Genomic DNA, 22,916 nt, shown 5'->3' on the forward strand with positions numbered 1-22,916 from the left:
CCCTCAGCCGTCGCGCCGCACCGGCTCGCAGACGAGGACGGGGATCTCGCGGTCGGTCTTCTCCTGGTACTCGGCGTACGGCGGGAAGGCCTCGACGCACCGCTTCCACCACTGCGCGCGCTCGTCGCCCTCCACCTGGCGGGCCACGAGCGTGTGGTGCTCCGTGCCGTCCTGGAGGGTGAGCTGCGGGTTCGCCCGCATCGAGTGGTACCAGGCGGGGTGCTTGGGGGCGCCGCCGTACGACGCGACGGCCGCGTAGGAGCCGTCGTGCTCGACGCGCATGAGCGGGACCCGGCGCGGTCGGCCGGACTTCGCGCCGGTCACGGTGAAGACGACGATGCGGCGGCCCTGGACGTCGGCGACGCGCGTGTCACCCGCGGCGTCGATCGCCGCGAGCTGGTCGCGGACCCAGTTCTCCTTCGGGGGCACGTACTCGGTGTCGGTCATGCGACGGTTCCCTTCGTGAGCAGGTAACAGGAGTACGGACGGACCTCGCTCGTCCGGATGGTGCAGTAGGCGCGGGCGGCCTCGTCGTAGAAGTGGGGCACGCGCTCGACACCTCGAGCCCCGACCTCGCGGCCCTCCGCCTCGTCGACGACCCGGCGCACGTCGGCCAGCGCCGGCCCGTCGGTGCCGTCGTCGGTGAGCATGTGCGCCAGCGGCTCGGGGACGAACGTGTCGACGGGGAAGAGGGTGAGGACCGCGGCGAGGGCCTGCGGCGCCCCGACCCCGTTCATCTGCCACACCCGCTCCTGGCCACGGCCGTAGGACGGGAAGTTGCGGTCCGCGATGCAGAGGACGTCGCCGTGCCCCATCTCCGCCAGCCACCGCAGCAGGTCCGGGCCGAGCAGTGGGTCGATTCCCTTGAGCACGTGGGCTCCTTTCGTCGGGGAGGTCCATTCTCCGCCGCAGCGGTGCGACGGGCCAGTGCGGCACGTCGACCTGCGCGGGAGAGGCGCGCGAGGGGGATGGAGGGGCCGGAGGGGCTCGGAGGACGACCTAGGATCGGGGCCATGACCGGTTCCGACGACCCGCGCCGTTCCGACCCCGGCTCGGCGCCCGAGGGCGTCGCCCTCGAGGACCCCGCGGCGTTCGCCCGGGTCGAGGACGGGTTCGACCGGCTGTGGACGCCGCACCGCGCGGCCTACGTCCAGGGGGAGCGGCCGTCGCCCGACGCGGGCCAGGGGTGCCCGTTCTGCGCGGCGCCCGCCAAGGACGACGCCCAGGGGCTCATCGTCCACCGGGGCCGCACGTGTTTCGTCGTCCTCAACCTGTTCCCGTACAACCCCGGTCACCTGCTCGTCTGCCCGTACCGCCACGTGCCCCTCTACGTCGATCTCACCGACGAGGAGACCCTGGAGTTCACGGCCCTGACGAAGGCGGCGATCCGGGCGCTGGAGGCGGCGTCGGCGCCGATGGGCTTCAACCTCGGGATGAACCAGGGGGCGGTCGCCGGGGCGGGCGTGGCCGCGCACCTGCACCAGCACGTCGTGCCGCGCTGGGGCGGCGACATGAACTTCCTGCCGATCGTCGCCCAGACCAAGGCGCTGCCCGTGCTCCTGGAGGACACCCGCTCGCGCCTGGCCGCCGCCTGGCCGCCGGACTGACGAGCGGCCCGGCGCCCGCGGGATGCCGGACACGCCCGACGGCCGCCGCGGACGCGGGTGTGGAATCCCCGCGACGGGTGGGTCGATAGTCTGGCCCCACCATGCTGAACCGATTCGCGCGCGCCTTCGTCACCCGCCTCATCACCCCGTTGGCGCGGGGCTTCCTGCGCATCGGCGTCTCGCCCGACATGATGACGATGATCGGCACCCTCGGGGTGTGCTTCGGGGCGCTGTACTTCTACCCCCGGTACGAATTCGCCTGGGGGACGCTGTTCATCGCGGTGTTCGTGCTCGGCGACCTCCTCGACGGCACGATGGCCCGCGTCTCCGGCCGCTCCAGCCAGTGGGGGGCGTTCCTCGACTCGACCCTCGACCGGTTCGGCGACGCCGCCGTCTTCGGCGGCCTCATGCTCTACTACACGCGCCAGCCCGACGGGAAGCTCACCGCCTGGTTCGCCCTCGCCTGCCTCGTCTTCGGCTTCGTCACGAGCTACGCCCGCGCGCGGGCGGAGGGCATCGGCCTCACCGCCGCGAACACCGGCATCGCCGAGCGGGCCGACCGGCTCGTCGTCGTCCTCGCCACGACGTTCCTCGTCGGACTGTTCGACCTGCCCGACGTGGTCCTCACCGTCGTCCTCGGCCTGCTCGCGGTGGCGAGCGCCGTCACCGTGGCCCAGCGGATGGTCGCCGTCCGACGCGAGATCGACGCCGCGTCGTGAGCCCCGGTCCGGGGGACTGGGCCGACCTCGCGACGGTCGCCGCCTTCCGCGCCGGATGGTCGTTCGTGCGGCGCCTGCCGGAACCGGCCGCCTACCGGCTCTTCGACGGCATCGCCGACGTCGTGCGCCGGCGGGGCGGCGCCGACGTCGCGCGGATGCGCTCCAACTACGCCCGGGTCCGCCCCGACGCCGGGCCGGCCGAGCTGGACCGCCTCGTGCGGGCCGGCCTGCGCTCCTACTTCCGGTACTGGTGCGAGGCGTTCCGCCTGCCCGACTACACCCCCGACCGCCTCCGCGAGCAGGTGCGCGCCGAGAACGACGGCTTCGTCCGCGCCGAGTTCGCCGCGGGCCGCCCCGTCGTCGCGTTCCTCGGCCACCTCGGCAACTGGGACCTCGCCGGCGCGTGGAGCGGCGTGGCCCTGGCGCCCGTGACGACGGTGGCCGAGCGGCTCGAGCCCGAGGCGCTGTTCCTCGAGTTCCTCGCGTTCCGTGAGCGGCTCGGCATGACCGTGCTCCCGCTCACCGGCGGGGGCGACGTCTTCGCGGCCCTGCTCGCGGCGACGGCCGGCCCGCGTCTCGTACCGTTGCTCGCCGACCGCGACCTCACCTCGCGCGGGATCGAGGTCGACCTCGCCGGGCACCGGGCCCGGGTCGCGGCCGGCCCGGCGGCGCTCGCGCTCGCCCGCGGGGCCGCCCTCGTGCCCATCACGACGCGCTACGAGCCCCGCCCACCGGGGGACCGGCGCTCCGGCGGCCATCGCCTCGTCGTCACCTTCTACGACCCGGTGCCCGACCCGGGGCGGGGCGAGCGCGCCGACCGCGTCCTGCTCATGACGCAGGGATGCGTCGACGCGATCGGCGCGGCCGTGGCGGCGCGCCCCGAGGACTGGCACATGATGCAGGCGGTCTTCGTCGACGACCTCGACCCGGCGCGCCTGCCCGCCCGGACGGACTGAGCGGCGTGCGCGTCGGCCTCGTGTGCCCGTACTCCCTCGACGTGCCGGGCGGGGTGCAGTTCCACGTCCGCGACCTCGCCGTCCACCTGCGCGGCCTCGGCCACGAGGTCGCCGTCCTCGCGCCGGCCGCCGACGAGGCGCCGCTGCCGGACTACGTCACCCCCGCCGGCCGGTCGGTGCCGGTGCCGTACAACGGGTCCGTCGCGCGTCTCACCTTCGGACCGGTCACCGCGGCCCGCGTGTCGCGCTGGGTGGACGCGCACGACTTCGACGTCCTGCACCTCCACGAGCCGCTCGTGCCGAGCGTGTCGATCCTCGCGCTGTGGGCGGCCCGCAGCCCGGTCGTCGCGACGTTCCACACGAGCCTCGAGCGCTCCCGCGCCCTGCAGGCCGCCTACCCGCTGGTCCGGGCCAGCCTCGAGAAGATCCACGGCCGGATCGCCGTCTCGGAGGCGGCGCGGGAGACGGTGGTCACCCACGTCGGGGCCGACGCCGTCGTCATCCCCAACGGCGTCGACGTGGCCCGCTTCGCCGGCGCCGCGCCCGACCCGCGGTTCGTCGGGAGCCCGGCCGCGCCGACCCTCGTCTTCCTCGGCCGCATCGACGAGCCGCGCAAGGGCCTTCCCGTCCTCGCGGCCGCGCTGCCGGCCGTCCTCGCGGCCCGACCCGGCGCGCGGGTCCTCGTCGCCGGGCACGGCGACGTCGAGGCCGCCCGGGCGACGCTGCCCCCGGCCGCGGCCCGCGCCGTGACGTTCCTCGGCGCGGTGTCGGAACCGGAGAAGGCGTCCCTGCTCGCGTCCGCCGACCTCTTCGTCGCCCCGCACACGGGCGGGGAGAGCTTCGGCATCGTCCTGCCCGAGGCGATGGCGGCGGGCGCTCCCGTCGTCGCCGCCGACCTCGACGCCTTCGTCGACGTGCTCGACGGCGGCAGGGCCGGACAGCTCTTCCCGCGCGGCGACGAGGCCGCCCTTGCGGACGTGATTCTCGACCTCCTCGAGCACCCCGCCCGGCGCGAGGCCCTCGCCGCCGCCGGCCGGGCGTGGGCGTGGCGCTACGACTGGTCCCGCGTCGTCGGCGACGTCGTGCTGGCCTACGAGACCGTTCTCGCGGCCGAGCAGGCCGGCGCCGCAGTCTCCGCGGGCGCCGCCGCCGGCGAGGGAGCGCAGGGAGCCGGGGGAGCCGGGGCGTCCGCCGACCGGGCTACGGCGCGCGCGGGTGAGGGGCGTCCTCCCGCCGCCCCGGGAGCCGGGTCCTCGCCGGCACCGACGCCGCCGACCGCGCGGCGGGCCGCGCGCCTCGCCGCCGGCCGACGGGCCCGGCGCCCGGTCCGACTCCTGCCCGACCGCAGCTCGCGCGCCTCCCGGGGCGTCTGGCGCCGGCCCGGGGAGGGTGACGGATCGTGAGCGCGCTCCCGTGAGCACGATCGAACTCCTCGTCCTCGTCCTCGTCCTCGCCGTCGTCCTCGCGGTGGCCTGGCACCTGTCGTACACCGCCTCCCGGTTGCACCGCCTGCACACCCGGGTGGAGGGCACGCTCGCCGCCCTCGACGCGCAGCTCGTTCGGCGCGCCGAGGCGGCGCTCGAGGTCGCCAACGCGGGTGTCCTCGACCCCGCCGGGTCCCTCGTCGTCGCCGGGGCCGCCGCGGCGTGCCTCGACGCGTCGCCGGAGGGGTTCGACGCCCGCGACTGGACCGAGGAGCCCCTCGCCGCACGGGAACGCCTCGAGAGCGACCTGTCCCGCGCCCTGCGCGCGGCCCTCGACGACCGCTCCGACGATTCCGGGGAGGCCCTCGCGGCGACGGCCGACGACGAGGTGCCGCCCGCGGACGGTCCAGACGCCGCCGGAGACGGTGGGCCGGCGGACGCGAGGGACGACGATCCGCGGTTCAGGGGCGACGAGACCGGCGAGGTATCGGCCGACTTCCTGCTCGCGCGCCTCGATCGGTCCCACAAGCGGGTCGTGCTCGCGCGCCGCTTCCACAACGACTCCGTGGAGGACGTGCGCTGGCTGCGCCGGCAGGGCACGGTGCGCTGGTTCCGCCTCGCCGGGCACGCGCACCTGCCGCGGCCCGTGGAGTTCGACGACCGCCCGCTGGGAGCCCCCGGCCGGTGAGGATCCAGCGGCACCCGGTCGGCGCCGGCGAGCCCACGGCCCCGACCTAGACTCGGTGATGACCGCGGCCGGGACCACGTCCACGCCTCGGCTGGTCCACCCCACGTCCGCGCCGCGCGCCGGGAGACCACCGGCCCCCTCGTCAGACCCGAAAGGCCTTCAGTGAGCGACCAGCAGAACCCGACCACCGCGTCCCCGACGTCCACCCCCGAAGGGTCCGTGGCGTCCGGCACGGGCACGTCCCGCGTCAAGCGCGGCATGGCGGAGATGCTCAAGGGCGGCGTCATCATGGACGTCGTCACGCCCGAGCAGGCGAAGATCGCCCAGGACGCCGGCGCGGTGGCGGTCATGGCCCTCGAGCGGGTCCCCGCCGACATCCGCGCCCAGGGCGGCGTGTCGCGGATGAGCGACCCCGACATGGTGCAGGGCATCATCGACACGGTCTCGATCCCCGTCATGGCCAAGGCCCGCATCGGCCACTTCGTCGAGGCGCAGGTGTTGCAGAGCCTCGGCGTCGACTACGTCGACGAGTCAGAGGTGCTCACCCCGGCCGACTACAGCAACCACATCGACAAGTGGCGGTTCACCGTCCCGTTCGTCTGCGGGGCGACGAACCTCGGCGAGGCGCTGCGCCGCATCACCGAGGGCGCGGCCATGATCCGCTCGAAGGGCGAGGCCGGCACCGGCGACGTCTCCAACGCGACGATGCACATGCGCAAGATTCGCGCCGAGATCAACCGGCTGCGCTCGATGGCCGACGACGAGCTCTTCGTCGCCGCCAAGGAGCTGCAGGCGCCGTACGAGCTCGTCAAGGAGGTCGCGGCGAACGGCAAGCTGCCCGTCGTCCTCTTCACCGCGGGCGGCATCGCGACGCCCGCCGACGCGGCGATGATGATGCAGCTCGGCGCCGAGGGCGTCTTCGTCGGCTCCGGCATCTTCAAGGCGGGCAACCCCGCCCAGCGCGCGGCGGCGATCGTCAAGGCGACGACGTTCTACGACGACCCCGACACGATCGCGGAGGTCTCGCGCGGGCTCGGCGAGGCCATGGTCGGCATCAACGTCGACGACATCCCCGTCCCGCACCGGCTCGCCGAGCGCGGCTGGTGACGCGCCCGACCACACTGACGCCGGCGGGGCCCGGGCGGGTCGGCCCCGCCGCCGACGGCGAGCCCGTCCGCATCGGTGTCCTCGCCGTCCAGGGCGACGTGCGCGAGCACGCGCAGGCCCTGTCCGCCCTGGGCGTCACGTGGGTCCGCGTCCGTCGCCCGGGCGAGCTCGCCGACCTCGACGGGCTGATCCTGCCCGGCGGCGAGTCCACCGTGCAGGACAAGCTCACCCGGGCCCTCGGCCTGCGGGACCCGCTGCGCGCCGCCATCTCCGACGGACTCCCGGTGTACGGCTCCTGCGCGGGCATGATCATGCTCGCGAGCACCGTCCTCGACGGCGAGGCCGACCAGCAGACGCTCGGCGGGATGGACGTCACGGTGCGACGCAACGCGTTCGGACGGCAGGTTGACTCCTTCGAGACCGACCTGCGCTTCCCGGCGCTCACCGAGCCGGAGCGGCCCATCCGGGCCGTCTTCATCCGGGCGCCCTGGATCGAGGCGGTCGGACCGGGCGTCGAGGTGCTGGCGCGCGTACCGGAACGTCCGCAGGGCTCCGACGCCGGCGTCTCGCCGGCCGCCGGCCGGGTCGTCGCGGCGCGGCAGGGGAACCTGTTCGCCACGTCGTTCCACCCCGAGGTGACCGGCGACCTGCGCGTCCACCGCTACTTCGTCGACCTTGTGCGCGCGGCGCGCGAACGGGTGGCGTGATCCCGATCGCTACGATGGTCCGGTTCCGGGAACCGGCAGCAAGGAGAACTCGATGAGCGGCCACTCCAAGTGGGCGACCACCAAGCACAAGAAGGCCGCGATCGACGCCAAGCGCGGGAAGCTCTTCGCCAAGCTCATCAAGAACATCGAGGTGGCGGCCCGCACCGGCGGTGGCGACATCGCGGGCAACCCGACGCTCTACGACGCGGTGCAGAAGGCGAAGAAGTCCTCGGTCCCCAACGACAACATCGACCGCGCCCTCAAGCGGGGATCGGGTGCCGAGGCGGGCGGGGCCGACTGGCAGACGATCATGTACGAGGGGTACGCCCCCGGCGGCGTCGCCGTGCTCATCGAGTGCCTCACTGACAACCGGAACCGCGCCGCCACCGAGGTCCGGGTCGCCCTCACCCGCAACGGCGGCAACCTCGCCGACCCGGGTTCGGTGTCCTACCTGTTCAATCGGCGCGGCGTCGTCATGGTCCCCAAGGCCCAGAAGGACGGCGAGACCACCGAGGACGCGCTCCTCGAGGTCGTGCTCGACGCCGGGGCCGAGGAGGTCGAGGACTACGGCGACAGCTTCCGCATCGAGACCGAGGCGAGCGACTTCGTCGCCGTCCGCACCGCGCTCGTCGAGGCCGGCATCGACTACGACTCCGCCGAGGCCGAGTTCGTGCCGAGCATGGAGGTCCCGCTCGACGTCGACGGCGCCCGGAAGATGATGCGCGTCATCGACGCCCTCGAGGACAGCGACGACGTCCAGAACGTCTTCGTCAACGGCGACGTCTCCGAAGAGGTCGCCGCCGAGCTCGACGAGGAGTAGGCCCGACCGGGTTCGGACCCCGCGCCCGTCGCGGGGTCCGGCCGATGGGGTGCCGAGCGCGAGAGATCGGTCTCGGAGCGACGGAAGAACCATCTCGGCCGGGTCGATCTCGGTCTCCGGTCCGGCGCAACCCTCTGACCTGCACGTTCTCGAATTCACGCCCCAGCGGAGGTCGCCGACCCGGCCCGAATGGTTCTTCGGTCCGCGAGCCCCGCTCGCGGACCGGGCGGGGCGTCCCTCCGCCACGACGTCGGCTCCGCGCGGGCGCCGGTGATCTCCCACCACAGACCCCGTTGGCGACCCCGACACGCCGGCGGCCGACCGTCGAGGTGCGCCGCGGCCGGCCCGACCGGTCGCCCCGTCGAGCCGGGGGCGGTCGGCGCCGTGTCGCTCGGGGGCGCGGGGGTCGCGGTTCGTTAGCCTCGGATGCGGACAGATGTTCGGATCGCCGGGAGGCGGGAGAGTGGGGACGGCGTGCGGGTACTGGCGGTCGACCCCGGGTTGACCCGCTGCGGTCTCGGCATCGTCGACGGGCGCCTCGGCGGGCGGCTGACGATGGTGGCGGTCGGGGTGCTGCGCACGCCCACCGGAGACCCCATCCACGAACGGCTCTACTCGATGCAGTCGCAGATCGAGGAGTGGTTCACGCGGTACGAACCGGAGGCGGTCGCGGTCGAGCGGGTCTTCGCCCGGTCCGACGTCAGCACGATCATGGGCACCGCCCAGGCCAGCGCCCTGCCGATGATCGCCGCCGCGCGGCGCGAGCTCCCGCTCGCCCTGCACACCCCGAGCGAGGTCAAGGCGTCCGTCACCGGGAACGGCCGAGCCGACAAGGCGCAGGTCACCGCTATGGTCACGCGTATCCTGCGGCTCGAGTCGCCGCCGCGCCCGGCCGACGCCGCCGACGCCCTCGCGCTGGCCATCTGCCACGTGTGGCGCGGCGGCGCCGCGTCCCGGATCGACGCGGCCGTCGCCGCGCAACGCACCCGTTGACGGCCTCGATACCCACTGAGCCCCGCCGACCCCTGCCGACGCCTGCCGACGTCCGGGACGTCGGGCGATGAGGCAGCGGTCGGCGTGCCGGTGTCGCGCCGGGGACGGCGACCGCTAGGGTCGTGGGCGAACATATGTCCGAGCGCAGGAAGAGGGTCGCGTGATGATCGCGTCGGTGAGCGGGACCGTGGGCCGCATCGGTCTCGACCATCTCGTCGTCGAGGTCGGCGGCGTCGGCATGCTCGTGCACACCACCCCGGCCACCGCCGCGGCGCAGCGTCACGGCGCCGACGCCCGGCTGTCGACGAGCCTGGTGGTGCGCGAGGACTCGCTCACCCTCTACGGGTTCGCCGACGAGCAGGAGCGGGTCGTCTTCGATCTCGTCCAGACGGTCTCGGGCGTCGGGCCGCGGTTGGCGCTGGCGATGCTCGCCGTGCTCAGCCCCGAGGACCTGCGCCGCGCCATCGCGACCGAGCACATCGCGACCCTGACCAAGGTGCCCGGCATCGGCAAGAAGGGCGCCGAGCGGCTCGTCCTCGAGCTGCGCGACAAGATCGGCGCCCCGAGCGGCGCCGCGACCACCACCCCGGCCCCGGCGGACGCGGCGGCGGGTTGGCGGGCGCCCGTCACCGAGGCGCTGCTGGGCCTGGGCTGGAACGCCAAGCAGGCCGAGAGCGCGCTCGACACCGTGCAGGCCGGCCTCGGCCCCGACCCCGACGTCGCCGTGGCGCTCAAGAGCGCCCTGCGCGAGCTGGGTCGATGACCCTCGGCGGCCACGACCGGCCGGATCGGGGGTCGGCTCACCTCGGGGCCGGCGGCGACGGCACGCCCGACGGTTCCTCCGACGTGACGGACCGCATCGTCGATGCGCAGGCGACGCCCGACGACGACGAACGCGTCGTCGAGGCCGCGCTGCGGCCGCGGCGGCTCGCCGAGTTCCCCGGCCAGCCGCGGGTGCGCGACCAGCTCGGCCTCGTGCTCGAGGCGGCCCGCCGCCGCGGCTCCCCGCCCGATCACGTGCTGCTCTCGGGCCCGCCGGGGCTGGGCAAGACGACCCTCGCGATGATCGTCGCCACCGAGTTGGAAGCCCCGATCCGCGTGACGAGCGGCCCCGCGATCCAGCACGCGGGCGACCTGGCGTCGATCCTGTCGTCGCTGGCCGAGGGGGAGGTCCTCTTCCTCGACGAGATCCACCGCATGGCCCGCCCCGCCGAGGAGATGCTCTACCTCGCGATGGAGGACTTCCGCGTCGACATCATCGTCGGCAAGGGCCCCGGCGCGACCGCCATCCCGCTCGATCTGCCCCCGTTCACCGTGGTCGGGGCGACGACTCGGGCCGGCCTGCTGCCGGCGCCGCTGCGCGACCGGTTCGGGTTCACCGGCCACCTCGACTACTACGCGAGCTCCGACCTCGAGACGATCGTCGCCCGCTCGGCCGGGCTGCTCGGGGTCGAGGCCGACGCCCGGGGCATCCGTGAGATCGCCGGCCGCTCCCGCGGGACCCCGCGCATCGCGAACCGGCTCCTGCGGCGGGTCCGCGACTGGGCGCAGGTCCACGGCGCCGGCGTCGTCGACCTGGCCGCGGCCCGGGAGGCCCTCGCCCTGTTCGACGTCGACGAGGCCGGCCTCGACCGCCTCGACCGGGCCGTCCTCGACGCCCTGTGCCGCCGCTTCGCCGGCGGCCCCGTCGGGCTCTCCACGCTCGCCGTCGCGGTGGGGGAGGAGGCCGACACGGTCGAGACCGTCGCCGAGCCCTACCTCGTCCGCGAGGGCTACCTCGTGCGCACGCCTCGCGGGCGCGCCGCCTCGGCGCTCGCGTGGCGCCACCTCGGCTTGACGCCTCCGGCGGGGGTGCCCGGTTCCGGATCCGGCGGCGGATCGGGCGGTGGGGCGGCCCAGGACGAGCTGCCGCTCGACGCCCCCGACCGCGGCGCCTCGGGGCGCTTCGGCGGCTGAGTCGAGCCTGACCTCGGCCCGACTTCACCCGGGGAACGGGGCGATTCGCGCCCCGCCCCGGCGCGGCCGATTGGGGGGGAGCCAGGCGGGTCACCTAAACTCGACGAGGTTGCCCTGCCCGCCGGGTGGGGCAGGGGGCGCCAGCGAGCGTCGGGGCGCGCGGCACCACAGCCGCCTCGACGCGACGACGACGAGGGACGGGACAGGACCGCCACATGCAGCATTTCCGCACCAGAGCGCACGGCGTGGACGTCGGGAGCACCGGCCGGGCGGGTGCCGCGCACCGCGCGGCCCCTGGCGAGGGACGCTGATGGCCCCCTCGACGATGCGCGCCCCGTGGCGTTCCCTCATCGCGATGTTCCTCGTCGTGGCCGCCCTCGTGGGCGGTCTCGCCGCGGCGACGACGTGGCGGGGCGGGTCGTGGACACCTCAGCTCGGCCTCGACCTCGAGGGCGGCACCCAGATGATCCTCCAGCCGCAGGTGCGCGAGGGGGAGCGCGTCAACCAGGAGCAGCTCGCCCAGGCCGTCGACATCATGCGCGCCCGCGTGGACGGCCAGGGCGTCGCCGAGGCCGAGGTCTCGACCCTCGGCGACAACGTCGTCGTCGCCGTGCCCGGCACGATGACGAAGGCGCAGGAGGAGGCGCTCCGGCAGTCGTCGCAGATGCGCTTCCGTCCCGTGCTCGCCGCGCAGCCCGCCGCGGTGCCGACGCCCGCCCCGACGGGCGGCGCCACACCGGCTCCCACCGGCGCGACGCCCGCCCCCACGGGCACCGCGACCCCGCGTTCGTCGGTCGGCACCGGCGCCCCGACCAGCGGTGCGGCCACGCGCGCCCCCGCCGCCACCCCCTCCGCGGGCGTGACGAACAGCGGTGGGTCGATGACCGCCGGCGTCCCCGCCGCCACGACGCCCCCGGTGGCCACCCCGGCCCTGACCCCGACCCCGAGCCGGGCCGCCACCCCCTCCCGCGCGGCCACGCCGTCCGGTGCCGCGACCCCCGCACCGAGCGGGGCCCCGGGTGCGAACGCCGACGGCACCCCCAAGATCACCGACGCGGTGCGGGCCGACCCCAAGCAGCTCGTCGCGGCCGCCACGAGCGAGGCCTGGCTCACCCCGCAGTGGCAGCAGCGCCTCATCGCCTACGACTGCGCGAACGCGCCCGCCTACAACCCGGCCACCGAGGACCCGAACCAGCCGTCGATCGCCTGCGACGCCCAGGGCACGGCCAAGTACCTGCTCGGCCCGTCCGTCCTCTCGGGCGACCAGCTCGCCGACGCGAGCTCGGGCCTGGCGACGAACCAGCAGGGCCAGCCCACGGGCGGCTACGTCGTCAACCTCAAGATGGCGGGCGGGGCGGCCACCTCGGCGTACGCGACGATCAGCGGGGCGATGGTCTCGCTGCCCGAGCCCCGCAACCAGCTCGCGGTCGTCCTCGACAACAGCATCGTCTCGGCGCCCTACTTCCGCAGCGCGATCACCGACGGCAACGCCCAGATCGAGGGCAACTTCTCGGCCGAGGAGAGCACGGAGCTCGCGAACCAGCTCAAGTTCGGCGCGCTCCCCATCTCGTTCACGGTGCAGTCGACCGAGACGATCAGCCCGACCATCGGCGGCGACCAGCTCCGGCTGGGCCTCATCGCCGGCGCCGTCGGCCTGCTGCTCGTCGTGCTGTACTCGCTGTTCCAGTACCGGGCCCTCGGCCTGGTCACCGTCGCGTCGCTGCTCATCGTGGCCGCGCTGACGTACCTGTGTCTCGCCCTCCTCGGCTGGGGCTACAACCTGCGCCTGACGATGGCCGGCGTCACGGGCGCCATCGTCGCGATCGGCACGACCGCCGACTCGTTCATCGTCTACTTCGAACGCGTCCGCGACGAGGTCCGGGAGGGTCGGCGCCTCGAGGCCGCGGTCCAGACCGGCTGGGACCGCGCCAAGCGGACGATCCTCATCTCCGACGGCGTCAACTTCCTCGCGGCGGCGGTCCTCTACGTCCTCGCCTCGAGCAACGTCCGCGGCTTCGCGTTCATGCTCATGCTGACGACGATCCTCGACGTGCTCGTCACGTTCCTCTTCACGCACCCGCTGCTGTCCCTGCTCTCGCGCACCCGCTTCTTCGGCGAGGGGCACAAGTGGTCCGGTTTCGACCGGAAGACCCTCGGCGCGAAGGTCCGCTACATGGGCCGCGGGCGCCTCATGACGGCCGAGCCCGCCCGCCGGACCGGCGGCATGGAAGGAGCGCGGTCATGAGCCTCGCGACGTTCGGCAACGACCTCTACACCGGCCGCCGGTCGATCGACTTCGTCGGCCGCCTGAAGCGCTGGATGCTCATCTCGCTCGCCATCCTCCTCGTCGTGGCCGCCGGGGTGGCGATCCGGGGGATCAACCTCGGCATCGAGTTCACCGGCGGTTCCGACTTCCGCGTGCCCGGCGTGAGCTCCACCGAGGGCTACGCCGACAAGGCGCGGGCCGTCGTGGAGGAGAAGGGTCGCGTCCCCGACGCGAGCTCGACGCTCATCGGCTCCGACACGGTGCGCGTCCAGACCGAGCGCCTCGACGACCGCCTCGCCCAGGACGTCGCCGGTGGGCTCGCCCAGGCGTTCGGGGTGCCGGTGGGGGACGTCACGTCGTCGGTCATCGGCCCGTCGTGGGGCGCGTCGGTCAGCCAGAAGGCGTTGCAGGCGCTCATCATCTTCCTGTTGCTCGTCACCCTCCTGCTCGCCGTCTACTTCCGGACGTGGAAAATGGCGGCGGCGGCGCTCGTCGCCCTGGCGCACGACATCATCATCACGGTCGGGGTGTACGCCCTCGCCGGGTTCGAGGTGACCCCGGCGTCGATGATCGGGTTCCTCACGATTCTCGGGTACTCGCTCTACGACACCGTCGTCGTCTTCGACAAGGTGCGCGAGAACACGACGGAGGCGATGGCCACCGGCCGGATGACGTACTCCCAGGCCGCCAACCTCGCCGTCAACCAGACGCTGGTCCGCTCGATCAACACCTCGGTCGTCGCGCTGCTGCCCGTCGCGGTCATCCTCGTCACCGGGTTCACTCTCATCGGGCCGGGAACCCTGCTCGACCTGTCCCTCGCGCTGTTCGTCGGCATCGCCGTCGGCACCTACAGCTCCATCTTCGTCGCGACGCCGCTGCTCGCGTGGCTGCGCGAGAAGGAGCCGCGGATGAAGGCGCTGCACGAGCGGGTCGCCCGGTCCGGCCGCCCGACGCACATCGGGCCGGTCGCGCCGGCGGCCGCCGACGGAGCCCCCGAGGACTCGCGGGCCGCGGAGTCCGACGGCCCCGCCGCCGCGGACGCCGGCGCCGCCCACCCCGGGGGCGCGGCCCCCGACTCGGAGGGCGAGGGCGACGAGACCGGCGGTGGCGTCGACGCCGGTGACCCGGGTGACCCGGGTGACGCGGACGACGACGACACCGCCCGGACGGCCACGGGTCGGCGGATCCACCCGTCGCTGCTCGCCGACGAGGACCCGCCCCGGTCGCGGCGCGGACGGTCGGGCCGATGACGGGCCTCGCCGCCGGAGGGTCGGCATCCGCGGATCGCGGGAGCGTGCGCGGCCTCGTCGCCTCCCGGCTGCGCGAGATCCCCGACTACCCGGTGCCGGGCGTGACGTTCCGCGACTTCACCCCGCTGCTCGCGGACGGCGCCGCCCTCGCGACCGTCGTCGCCGAGATCGCGGAGCGCTTCGCGGGCCGCGTCGACGTCGTCGCCGGCATCGAGGCCCGCGGCTTCATGATCGGGACCGCGGCCGCGGTCGGGCTCGGCGTCGGCTTCGTCCCGATCCGCAAGGCGGGCAAGCTCCCCGCCCCGTGCGTCTCCGCCTCCTACGACCTCGAGTACGGCAGCGCGACGATCGAGATGCACCGCGACGCGTTCCCGCCCGGCACGCGGGTGCTGCTCATCGACGACGTGCTCGCCACCGGCGGCACGGCGCTGGCCGCGTGCCGGCTCGTCGACGAGGTCGGCGGGCTCGTCGTGGCGGTCGACGTCGTCGTCGAGATCGCGGGGCTCGGCGGCCGGGAACGCCTCGCCGGTCGAACCGTGGAGTCGCTGCTCGTCGTCTGAGACGTACGCAGGCGTCCGTGGCCGCGGCGCCCGGTCACGGGGGGCCCGTCGGCGCGGTCGGCGAGCCGACCCGAGCCGGGACGGGGACTCGGGTGGGCATCGGGTGGGCATGTCGTCGACCGGCTCACGGTGCCGGGGCGCGCCACCACTATCATTTGTCCATGAGCGAGGCCACCGAGCAGCCCGAGCCGCGGTCCGACGGACCGCGCGGCGGTGCCCGGCGTGGCCGAGGGCCCGGGTCCGCCGTGGAACCTGCCCGGCGCGGTCGTGCGTCGGCCGTCCCCACCGCGGCCCGGATGCGCGCCCGCCTCGCGCGGTTCGGCGCCCCGCGCAACGCGACGAACCCGACGATCGAGCCGCTGCTGCGCACGGTCCGCGCGAACCACCCCAAGGCCGACCTCGGGGTCATCGAGCGCGCGTACGCCCTCGCCGAGCGCGTCCACGACGGGCAGATGCGCAAGAGCGGCGACGCCTACATCACGCACCCGCTCTCGGTCGCCAACATCCTCGCCGAGATCGGCATGCCCCCGACCACGCTCGCGGCCGCGCTCCTGCACGACACCGTCGAGGACACGTCGTACGCGCTCGATGACCTGCGCCGCGACTTCGGCGACGAGATCGCCATCCTCGTCGACGGCGTGACCAAGCTCGACAAGGTCGAGTACGGCGACGCGGCGCAGGCCGAGACGGTCCGCAAGATGATCCTCGCGGTGAGCCGCCACGTGCACGTGCTGCTCATCAAGCTCGCCGACCGTCTGCACAACGCGCGCACGTGGCGCTACGTCTCGCCCGCGAGCGCGCAGCGCAAGGCCAAGGAGACCCTCGAGATCTACGCGCCGCTGGCGCACCGGCTCGGCCTCAACACGATCAAGTGGGAACTCGAGGACCTGTCGTTCCAGACGCTCTACCCGAAGGTGTACGACGAGATCGTCCGGCTCGTGGCCGACCGCGCCCCCGAGCGGGAGGAGGAGCTGGCGGTGGTCAAGGCGGCGATCGTCGCCGACCTCAAGGAGGCGGGCATCACGGCGAACGTGAGCGGCCGCCCGAAGCACTACTACTCCGTGTACCAGAAGATGATCGTCCGGGGCCGCGACTTCGAGGACATCCACGACCTCGTCGCCGTCCGTGTCCTCGTCGACAGCGTGCGGGACTGCTACTCGGTCCTGGGCTCGATGCACGCCCGGTTCCGCCCGATGCCGGGGCGGTTCAAGGACTACATCGCGTCCCCGAAGTTCAACATGTACCAGTCGCTGCACACGACGGTCATCGGCCCCGGGGGCAAGCCGATCGAGATCCAGATCCGCACCAAGGACATGCACCACCGCGCCGAGTACGGCGTCGCGGCCCACTGGAAGTACAAGGACCTCGCGGGCGGCAAGGGCGCCGACCCGCTCGACGAGCTCAGCTGGCTGCGGCAGATCCTCGACTGGCAGCGCGAGACCGAGGACCCCAAGGAGTTCCTCGACAGCCTGCGCTTCGAGATCAACGCCAAGGAGGTGTTCGCGTTCACGCCCAAGGGCGGCGCGATCACGCTCCCCAAGGGCTCGACGCCCATCGACTTCGCCTACGCCGTGCACACCGAGGTCGGCCACTACTGCATCGGCGCCCGCGTCAACGGCCGCCTCGTGCCCCTGCACACGGTCCTCGACAACGGCGACCAGGTCGAGATCCTCACGAGCCGCGCCGACGGGGCGGGCCCCTCGCGCGACTGGCTCGACATCGCCCGCAGCCCCCGCGCCCTGTCGAAGATCCGCCAGTGGTTCAGCAAGGAGCGGCGCGAGGAGTCGATCGAGCGGGGCAAGGAGGCCATCGTCAAGGCCATGCGCCGCCGCAACCTGCCGTTGACGCGTCTCATGACGGCGGAGCGGTTGACCGACCTCGCTGCGAGCTGGCACTACACCGACGTCGACGCCCTGTACGCCGCCGTGGGCGAGAAGCACCTGTCGGCGCAGGCGTTCATCGACCGGCTCGTCGCCTCCTACGGTGGGGAGGAGGGCGCGACGGAGGACCTCGCCGAGGCCACCGTGCCGGGGCGGCGGCAGGCCGTCCGCTCGGCGGGCGATCCCGGCATCGTCATCGGCGACGGCGTGACGGGCGTGTGGTCCAAGCTCGCGCAGTGCTGCACCCCGGTGCCGGGCGACGACATCATCGGCTTCACCACCCGCAGCCAGGGCGTGTCGGTGCACCGGCGCAACTGCGTCAACGCCGAGCTCCTGCAGGAGCACCCTGAGCGGCTCGTCGACGTGAGCTGGGCCGAGGGCAGCGAGAACGTCGCGGACGGTCGGTCGTTCCGCGTGCAGGTGCAGATCGTCGGGCTCAACCGGAAGTCGCTGCTCGCCGACATCACCAAGGCGCTGGCCGACGAGAGGATCGACATCATCACCGCGAACGTCGCGACGAAGACCGACCGGCAGGCGCGCTCGACCTTCGTCTTCGACATGGGCGACCCCAGCCACCTCGAGCACGTGCTGCGCACCCTGCGGGCCGTCGACCACGTCATCGAGGTCGAGCGGGTGACCGGTGACCGGCCGCGGTCGCGCCCGGGTCACCGGGCCGTGGCCGACCGCGCCGGGGCCTGACCCGGCGGTCGGCGCCGCCCGTGCTCCCGCCGCGCCGCGGGGCCGGCAGGTGAGCCGGGTCGCCCTCCCGGGTGGATAGGGTGCACGCAACGCTCGCCCCCTCCGCTCGAAAGGCCCCTCGATGGACGCCGTCGAAGACCTCGTCACCGCCGCCAACGACGCGCTGACCGGTTACCTGCTCGTCCCGCTCCTGGCGATCGCGGGGCTGTGGTTCACGTTCCGGGTGCGCGGGATGCAGTTCCGCAGCGGCCGCACGATGCTGCGGGTCCTCTTCGACTCCCGGTCCGGGGCCGGGGAGGGCGTGTCGTCCTTCCAGGCGTTCTGCATCAGCCTCGCGTCGCGCGTGGGCACCGGGAACATCGCCGGGGTCGCGATCGCACTGGCCCTCGGCGGCCCGGGCGCCATCTTCTGGATGTGGGTCATGGCGCTGCTCGGCATGGCGACCGCGTTCGTCGAGGCCACGCTCGCCCAGATCTACAAGCAGCCGCACCACGACGGCACGTTCCGCGGCGGCCCGGCCTACTACATGCAGCGCGGCCTCGGGGCCCGCCCGATGGGCATCGTCTTCGCGATCTGCCTCATCTTCACGTTCGGCGTCGCGTTCCAGATGGTCCAGGCGAACACGATCAGCCAGGTGCTCGCGAACGGGCACGGCGTCGCGCCGATGTGGTCGGCCGTCATCCTCGTCGTGCTCACCGGCGTCATCATCTTCGGCGGCCTCAAGGCCATCGCCCGCGTCACCGAGATCGTCGCCCCCGCGATGGCCCTGCTCTACTTCCTCCTCGCCGTGGGCGTGCTGATCATCCACATCACGGCGGTCCCCGACGCGTTCATGCAGATCATCAAGGGCGCGTTCGGCCTCGACCCGGCGCTCGCCGGCGTCGGCGGCGGCATGGTCGCCGCGCTCATGAACGGCGTGAAGCGCGGCATGTTCAGCAACGAGGCCGGCATGGGCTCGGCCCCGAACGCGGCGGCGACGGCGACGACCTCCCACCCCGCCCATCAGGGCATCATCCAGGCGGCGGGCGTCTTCGTCGACACGATCGTCGTCTGCACGGCGACCGCCGTGATGATCCTGCTCGCCGCGCCCGGCGTCTACACCCCGGGCGTGACGACGAAGGACGACGCCGGCGCGGCCCTCACGCAGAGCGCCCTCGCCTCCAGCCTCGGCGACTGGGTCGTGCCCGTCATGACGGTGCTCATCTTCGTCTTCGCCTTCAGCTCGGTGCTGGGCAACACGACCTACGCCGAGATCAACGTCGACTTCCTGCGCGGCGGGCGGATCGGCGACGTCGTGCTGCGCCTCGTCGTCGTCGCCTCCGTGTTCGTCGGCGCGCTGACGAGCCTGTCCTTCGTCTGGTCCCTCGCCGACGTCGCGATGACGTTCATGGCCGTCATCAACCTGATCGCGCTCTTCCTGCTCGGCAAGTACGCCGTGGCCGCGCTGGGCGACCTCGAACGTCACCGCGCCGACCCCGTCAAGGCCCGCTACGTCCTCGACGAGCTGCCGTCCCGACCGCGGGGGATCGTCGACGGGGTGTGGCCCGAGGACGGACCCGACGTCACCGACACCGCCGGAGTCACGGGACCGACGGGGGAGGGCCGAGAGACCCCGCGTCGGCGAGGGTGAACGGCACGCGCGTCGTGCCGGTCGGCCCCGGGCTCGCCCGGGCGTCGAGCAGGAGTTCCACCGCCAGCGTGCCCATCGCCTCGTACGGCAGGGCCGCGCTCGCGAGCACGGGGTCGAGCCACCGGGCGAGGAAGCTGTCGTCGAAGGACACGACCGAGAGGTCGCGCGGCACGTCGAGCCGGCGGCGCGCGGCGGCCTCGTAGACGCCGAGCGCGGCCCGGTCGTTGAGGGCGACGACGGCGGTAGGCCCGTGGGGGTCCCCCAGGACGGGCTCGAGGGCGTCGCGGACCGGCCCGGGCCACCAGGGCACCTCGTCGTGCCCGTGCAGGGCCCACCCGTGGGCGGCCAGCTCGGCGCGCAGGGCGTCCCGCCGCTCGAGTCCGCCGGGACCCCCTGGGACCGTCTCGCCCACGAGCCGGATGCCGGTGGTGTGACCCGCCTCGAGCAGCGCCCGCGCCACGAGCCGGCCCGCCTGGGCGTCGTCGGGCACCACGGCGGCGACCGCCGTGGGCGGAGTGGGCGCGTCGGCGGCCCCGCTGCGGGGCTGCCCGGGCTCGGCGGCCTCGGCGGGTGCGGGGGTGGCGTTGAGGAGGACGACGCGCTCGCCGGCGAGGTCGGGCGGGACCCGGATCTCGCGGCGCTGCGCGGGCGCGAGGACGTAGCCGTCGACGCCCTGGTCCAGGAGCCGCCGGAGGACCTCCTGCTCGACCGCCTCGTCGCCGCCGGTCTCGGCGACGAAGAGGAGATGCCCGCGGTCCCGCGCCGCCGTCGTCGCGGCCTGCACGAACCGGCCGGTGAACGGGTCGCTGGCCAGGGCGTCGGTGACCAGCGCGAGGGTCTGGGTGCGCGCCGACGCCAGGGAGTGGGCGAGCCGGTTCGGGCGGTACCCGAGGTCGGCCGCCGCAGCCCGCACCCGCGCCGTGGTCGACCCGGAGATCCGGGCCTGTCGGCCGGCGAGGACGAGCGAGGCGGTGGCGCGCGAGACCCCGCACGCGTCGGCGACGTCCTGCAGGGTCGGGCGGCGGGGCATGGGTCACCTCCGGGTGGGGATCGGAGGCGCCGGGCTCCGACGACGACGGGACGCCGAAATCTACCGCGGACCGGCGCCCTCGGCTCGTTCCGACCGGTGAGCCGCAGCCGCTGCCGGCGACCGGTCCGCCCGCCCCCCGGCCTCCGGCGGAGTGGGGTCTCGCCGCGGTGACATCGCGCCGTCGGGGTCTTGACACCGCGTCCGACCGCCCGCCAGGATCTGCTAAACCGGTTGAGCGCACGGAACTGTGTGGTGCCGACCGATGTTCCCCTCACCCTCGGCACAGGAGCAGCGATGCCCACGGACGCCTTCGGCGCACCCCACGCGACCACGATCCACCTGAGGGCGGCGGGCGTCTCGGTGCTGCTCGCCGTGCCCCGGGACGGCCTGCCCGTCGTCGCCCACTGGGGGGCCGACGTCGGCGCGCTCACCGCGCAGGAGGCGGCCGACCTGCTGGTGGCCTCGCTGCCCCAGACGGCGCCGAGCAGCGTCGACGCGCCCCGGCCGGTGTCGCTCCTGCCCGAGCCGCACCACGCCTGGTCCGGGCGCCCCGGCCTGTCGGGCTCGCGCGCCGGCGCGGACTGGGCGACGGACTTCACCGTGCACACCGCGGCTCTCGACGGCGCGCCGGTCGAGCTGGGCGGCGGGCACACCGAGCGCGACCACGGGGGCCGACTCGAGGTCGACGCCGTCGACGAGCAGACCGACCTGCGGCTCACCCTCGAGGTCGAGCTGCTGCCCTCCGGGCTGCTGCGCAGCCGGGCGACCCTGCTCAACACGGGGGAGGAGTACGCCCTCGACGACCTCGTGCTCGCCTACCCCGTGCCCGGTCACGCCCGCGAGCTCCTCGACTTCGGCGGCCGGTGGGGCAAGGAGAAGACCCCGCAGCGGTCGGTCCTGCACACGGGGACCCACCTGCGGGAGGGGCGCCGCGGCCGCACCGGCGCCGACGCCGCCGGCATGGTGCACCTCGGCGAGGCGGGCTTCGGCTTCCGCTCCGGGGCGATCTGGGCCGTCCACGTGGGGTTCTCGGGCAACCACACCCACTACGCGGAGCGGACGTCCGCGGGCGTGCAGGTCGCGGGCGGCGGGGAGCTGCTGCTGCCCGGCGAGGTGCGCCTGGCCCGGGGCGAGTCCTACGCCTCGCCGTGGGTGTACGGCAGCTACGGCGTCGGACTCGACGCGGTCGCCGGCCGCATCCACGCCTGGCTGCGCTCCCGCCCCGGGCACGTCGACGTCGACCGGCCCGTCACCCTCAACGTGTGGGAGGCCGTCTACTTCGACCACGACCTCGACCGCCTGCGCGACCTCGCCGACCGCGCCGCCGCCCTCGGCGTCGAGCGATACGTGCTCGACGACGGCTGGTTCGGGTCGCGCCGCGACGACTTCTCCGGCCTCGGCGACTGGGTCGTCAGCCCGGACGCGTGGCCGGACGGCCTGGGCCCGCTCGTCGACCACGTGACCGGGCTGGGGATGCAGTTCGGTCTGTGGTTCGAGCCCGAGATGGTCAACGAGGACTCCGACGTCGCGCGCGCCCACCCGGAGTGGATCATGGCCGCGCGCCGGGAGCTGCCGCCGCGGGCGCGCCACCAGCAGGTCCTCGACCTCGCCATCGAAGAGTGCTGGACCTACGTCCGCGACGCCATGGACGCGATCCTCACCGAGTACGACATCTCCTACATCAAGTGGGACCACAACCGCGACCTCGTCGAGGCCGGCAACCGCACGGACCACGGACGCCCCGCCGTGCACGCCCAGACGCTCGCCTACTACCGGCTCGTGGACGACCTCAAGGCCCGGCACCCGGGGCTGGAGATCGAGTCGTGCAGCTCGGGCGGTGCGCGCGTCGACCTCAGGGCGATGGAGCGGTGCGACCGGGTGTGGACCTCCGACTGCATCGACCCCCTCGAGCGGCAGCAGATGAACCGGTGGACGATGCAGCTCCTCCCGCCCGAGCTGCTCGGCAGTCACGTCGCCTCGGGACGGTCGCACACGACGGGGCGGGTCCACGACCTGTCGTTCCGGGCGGGCACGGCCGTGCTCGGCCATTTCGGCATCGAATGGGACCTCGCGAAGGCGACGCCGGCCGAGATCGACGAGCTGCGCTCGTGGATCGCCTACTACCGCGGCCGCCGCGCCCAGCTGCTGGGTGGAGACCTCGTCCGGGTCGACACGGCCGACGACACCCTCAACGTGTACGGCGTCGTCTCGCCCGACCAGCGTGACGCGACGTTCTTCGCGGCGACGACGGGGCGCAGCGACGTCGCCCCGCGCCCCCGCCTCCTCCTGCCCGGCCTCGACCCCGGGACCCGCTACCGCGTGCAGCCCGTCGTCGTCGGGGCGACGCCCTCGGGCCTGCGCCCGCCGCCCTGGTGGCGCGTGCAGGACGCGGAGGGGGCGAGCACGGCCCCGAGCGCCGCCGGCGGCCCGCGCGTCGTCGACGTCCTGTCGGACACCCGCCTGCCGGGGGGCGTCTTCACCGGGGCGGCCCTCGCCGCCGCCGGACTCCAGTCCCCCCTCGTCGACCCCGACCAGGTGGTGCTCTACGAGGTCGCCGCCCTCTGAGCGGACGCGGCCGTCGGCCGCCCCGGCGCGGCACCGCTCGGCGACGCGCCCCCTCCCCG

At 74.2% G+C, this 22,916-nt stretch carries 20 protein-coding genes; 17 read left to right on the top strand and 3 right to left on the bottom strand.

Going from position 1 to position 22,916, the window contains the following annotated elements; all coding sequences use genetic code 11:
• Positions 1-3: 3 nt before the first annotated feature.
• Positions 4-447, bottom strand: coding sequence for a nitroreductase family deazaflavin-dependent oxidoreductase (locus ICW24_RS07100; protein WP_226345016.1), 444 nt, complete (start codon positions 445-447; stop codon positions 4-6).
• Positions 444-872, bottom strand: a complete 429-nt coding sequence (locus ICW24_RS07105) for an RbsD/FucU family protein (RefSeq protein ID WP_226345017.1) — start codon at positions 870-872, stop codon at positions 444-446. Before ICW24_RS07105 ends, ICW24_RS07100 begins: the two co-directional genes overlap by 4 nt.
• A 141-nt stretch (positions 873-1,013) precedes the next feature.
• On the opposite strand from ICW24_RS07105, the gene ICW24_RS07110 reads away from it, so the two are divergent.
• The 16 genes from ICW24_RS07110 to ICW24_RS07185 all read left to right on the top strand — a co-directional run bounded on the left by ICW24_RS07110 (position 1,014) and on the right by ICW24_RS07185 (position 19,262).
• The gene (locus ICW24_RS07110; RefSeq protein WP_226345018.1) at positions 1,014-1,607 is read left to right on the top strand and encodes an HIT family protein; all 594 of its coding nucleotides are present in this window, start codon (positions 1,014-1,016) and stop codon (positions 1,605-1,607) included.
• Between the two features lie 101 nt (positions 1,608-1,708).
• Positions 1,709-2,326: a phosphatidylinositol phosphate synthase gene (gene pgsA / locus ICW24_RS07115; RefSeq protein ID WP_226345019.1), complete on the top strand. Its 618-nt coding sequence runs from the start codon at positions 1,709-1,711 to the stop codon at positions 2,324-2,326.
• Positions 2,323-3,282: a phosphatidylinositol mannoside acyltransferase gene (locus ICW24_RS07120; protein ID WP_226345020.1), complete on the top strand. Its 960-nt coding sequence runs from the start codon at positions 2,323-2,325 to the stop codon at positions 3,280-3,282. Before pgsA ends, ICW24_RS07120 begins: the two co-directional genes overlap by 4 nt.
• A 5-nt stretch (positions 3,283-3,287) precedes the next feature.
• Positions 3,288-4,685, top strand: a complete 1,398-nt coding sequence (locus tag ICW24_RS07125; protein ID WP_307781307.1) for a glycosyltransferase family 4 protein — start codon at positions 3,288-3,290, stop codon at positions 4,683-4,685.
• Between the two features lie 10 nt (positions 4,686-4,695).
• The gene (locus ICW24_RS07130) at positions 4,696-5,394 is read left to right on the top strand and encodes a hypothetical protein (RefSeq protein ID WP_226345021.1); all 699 of its coding nucleotides are present in this window, start codon (positions 4,696-4,698) and stop codon (positions 5,392-5,394) included.
• 219 nt (positions 5,395-5,613) lie between these two features.
• Complete coding sequence (gene pdxS / locus ICW24_RS07135) at positions 5,614-6,501, top strand: pyridoxal 5'-phosphate synthase lyase subunit PdxS (RefSeq protein ID WP_307781311.1); 888 nt, start codon at positions 5,614-5,616, stop codon at positions 6,499-6,501.
• Between the two features lie 71 nt (positions 6,502-6,572).
• Positions 6,573-7,208, top strand: a complete 636-nt coding sequence (gene pdxT, locus ICW24_RS07140; RefSeq protein ID WP_372360557.1) for a pyridoxal 5'-phosphate synthase glutaminase subunit PdxT — start codon at positions 6,573-6,575, stop codon at positions 7,206-7,208.
• Between the two features lie 52 nt (positions 7,209-7,260).
• Entirely contained in the window at positions 7,261-8,028 is a 768-nt protein-coding gene (locus ICW24_RS07145) for a YebC/PmpR family DNA-binding transcriptional regulator (RefSeq protein ID WP_226345023.1), read from the top strand.
• 474 nt (positions 8,029-8,502) lie between these two features.
• The gene (gene ruvC, locus ICW24_RS07150) at positions 8,503-9,021 is read left to right on the top strand and encodes a crossover junction endodeoxyribonuclease RuvC (protein ID WP_226345024.1); all 519 of its coding nucleotides are present in this window, start codon (positions 8,503-8,505) and stop codon (positions 9,019-9,021) included.
• Positions 9,022-9,184: 163 nt separating this feature from the next.
• Entirely contained in the window at positions 9,185-9,784 is a 600-nt protein-coding gene (gene ruvA, locus ICW24_RS07155) for a Holliday junction branch migration protein RuvA (protein WP_226345085.1), read from the top strand.
• Positions 9,781-10,977 (top strand): Holliday junction branch migration DNA helicase RuvB, encoded by a 1,197-nt coding sequence (gene ruvB, locus ICW24_RS07160; RefSeq protein ID WP_226345025.1) that lies wholly within the window; start codon positions 9,781-9,783, stop codon positions 10,975-10,977. The genes ruvA and ruvB overlap by 4 nt, the downstream gene beginning before the upstream one ends.
• A 310-nt stretch (positions 10,978-11,287) precedes the next feature.
• Positions 11,288-13,222, top strand: a complete 1,935-nt coding sequence (gene secD / locus ICW24_RS07165; protein ID WP_226345026.1) for a protein translocase subunit SecD — start codon at positions 11,288-11,290, stop codon at positions 13,220-13,222.
• Positions 13,219-14,493: a protein translocase subunit SecF gene (gene secF / locus ICW24_RS07170; RefSeq protein ID WP_226345027.1), complete on the top strand. Its 1,275-nt coding sequence runs from the start codon at positions 13,219-13,221 to the stop codon at positions 14,491-14,493. Before secD ends, secF begins: the two co-directional genes overlap by 4 nt.
• A complete protein-coding gene (locus ICW24_RS07175) occupies positions 14,490-15,053 on the top strand; it encodes an adenine phosphoribosyltransferase (protein ID WP_226345028.1) in 564 nt (187 codons plus the stop codon). Before secF ends, ICW24_RS07175 begins: the two co-directional genes overlap by 4 nt.
• 161 nt (positions 15,054-15,214) lie before the next feature.
• Positions 15,215-17,632 carry a RelA/SpoT family protein gene (locus tag ICW24_RS07180; RefSeq protein WP_372360554.1) on the top strand — a complete coding sequence of 806 codons (2,418 nt, stop codon included), beginning with the start codon at positions 15,215-15,217 and terminating at the stop codon, positions 17,630-17,632.
• A gap of 121 nt (positions 17,633-17,753) precedes the next feature.
• Positions 17,754-19,262, top strand: a complete 1,509-nt coding sequence (locus tag ICW24_RS07185; RefSeq protein WP_226345029.1) for an alanine/glycine:cation symporter family protein — start codon at positions 17,754-17,756, stop codon at positions 19,260-19,262.
• Here ICW24_RS07185 and ICW24_RS07190 read toward each other — a convergent pair.
• Positions 19,213-20,292 (bottom strand): LacI family DNA-binding transcriptional regulator, encoded by a 1,080-nt coding sequence (locus ICW24_RS07190; protein ID WP_226345030.1) that lies wholly within the window; start codon positions 20,290-20,292, stop codon positions 19,213-19,215. The genes ICW24_RS07185 and ICW24_RS07190 overlap by 50 nt on opposite strands.
• A 294-nt stretch (positions 20,293-20,586) precedes the next feature.
• Here ICW24_RS07190 and ICW24_RS07195 point away from each other — a divergent pair, with 294 nt between their 5' ends.
• Positions 20,587-22,857: an alpha-galactosidase gene (locus ICW24_RS07195; protein ID WP_226345031.1), complete on the top strand. Its 2,271-nt coding sequence runs from the start codon at positions 20,587-20,589 to the stop codon at positions 22,855-22,857.
• Positions 22,858-22,916: the final 59 nt, after the last annotated feature.

Origin of the sequence: Agilicoccus flavus (genome assembly GCF_014857905.1) — a bacterium.
In the GTDB taxonomy this organism is placed as follows: domain Bacteria; phylum Actinomycetota; class Actinomycetes; order Actinomycetales; family Dermatophilaceae; genus Agilicoccus; species Agilicoccus flavus.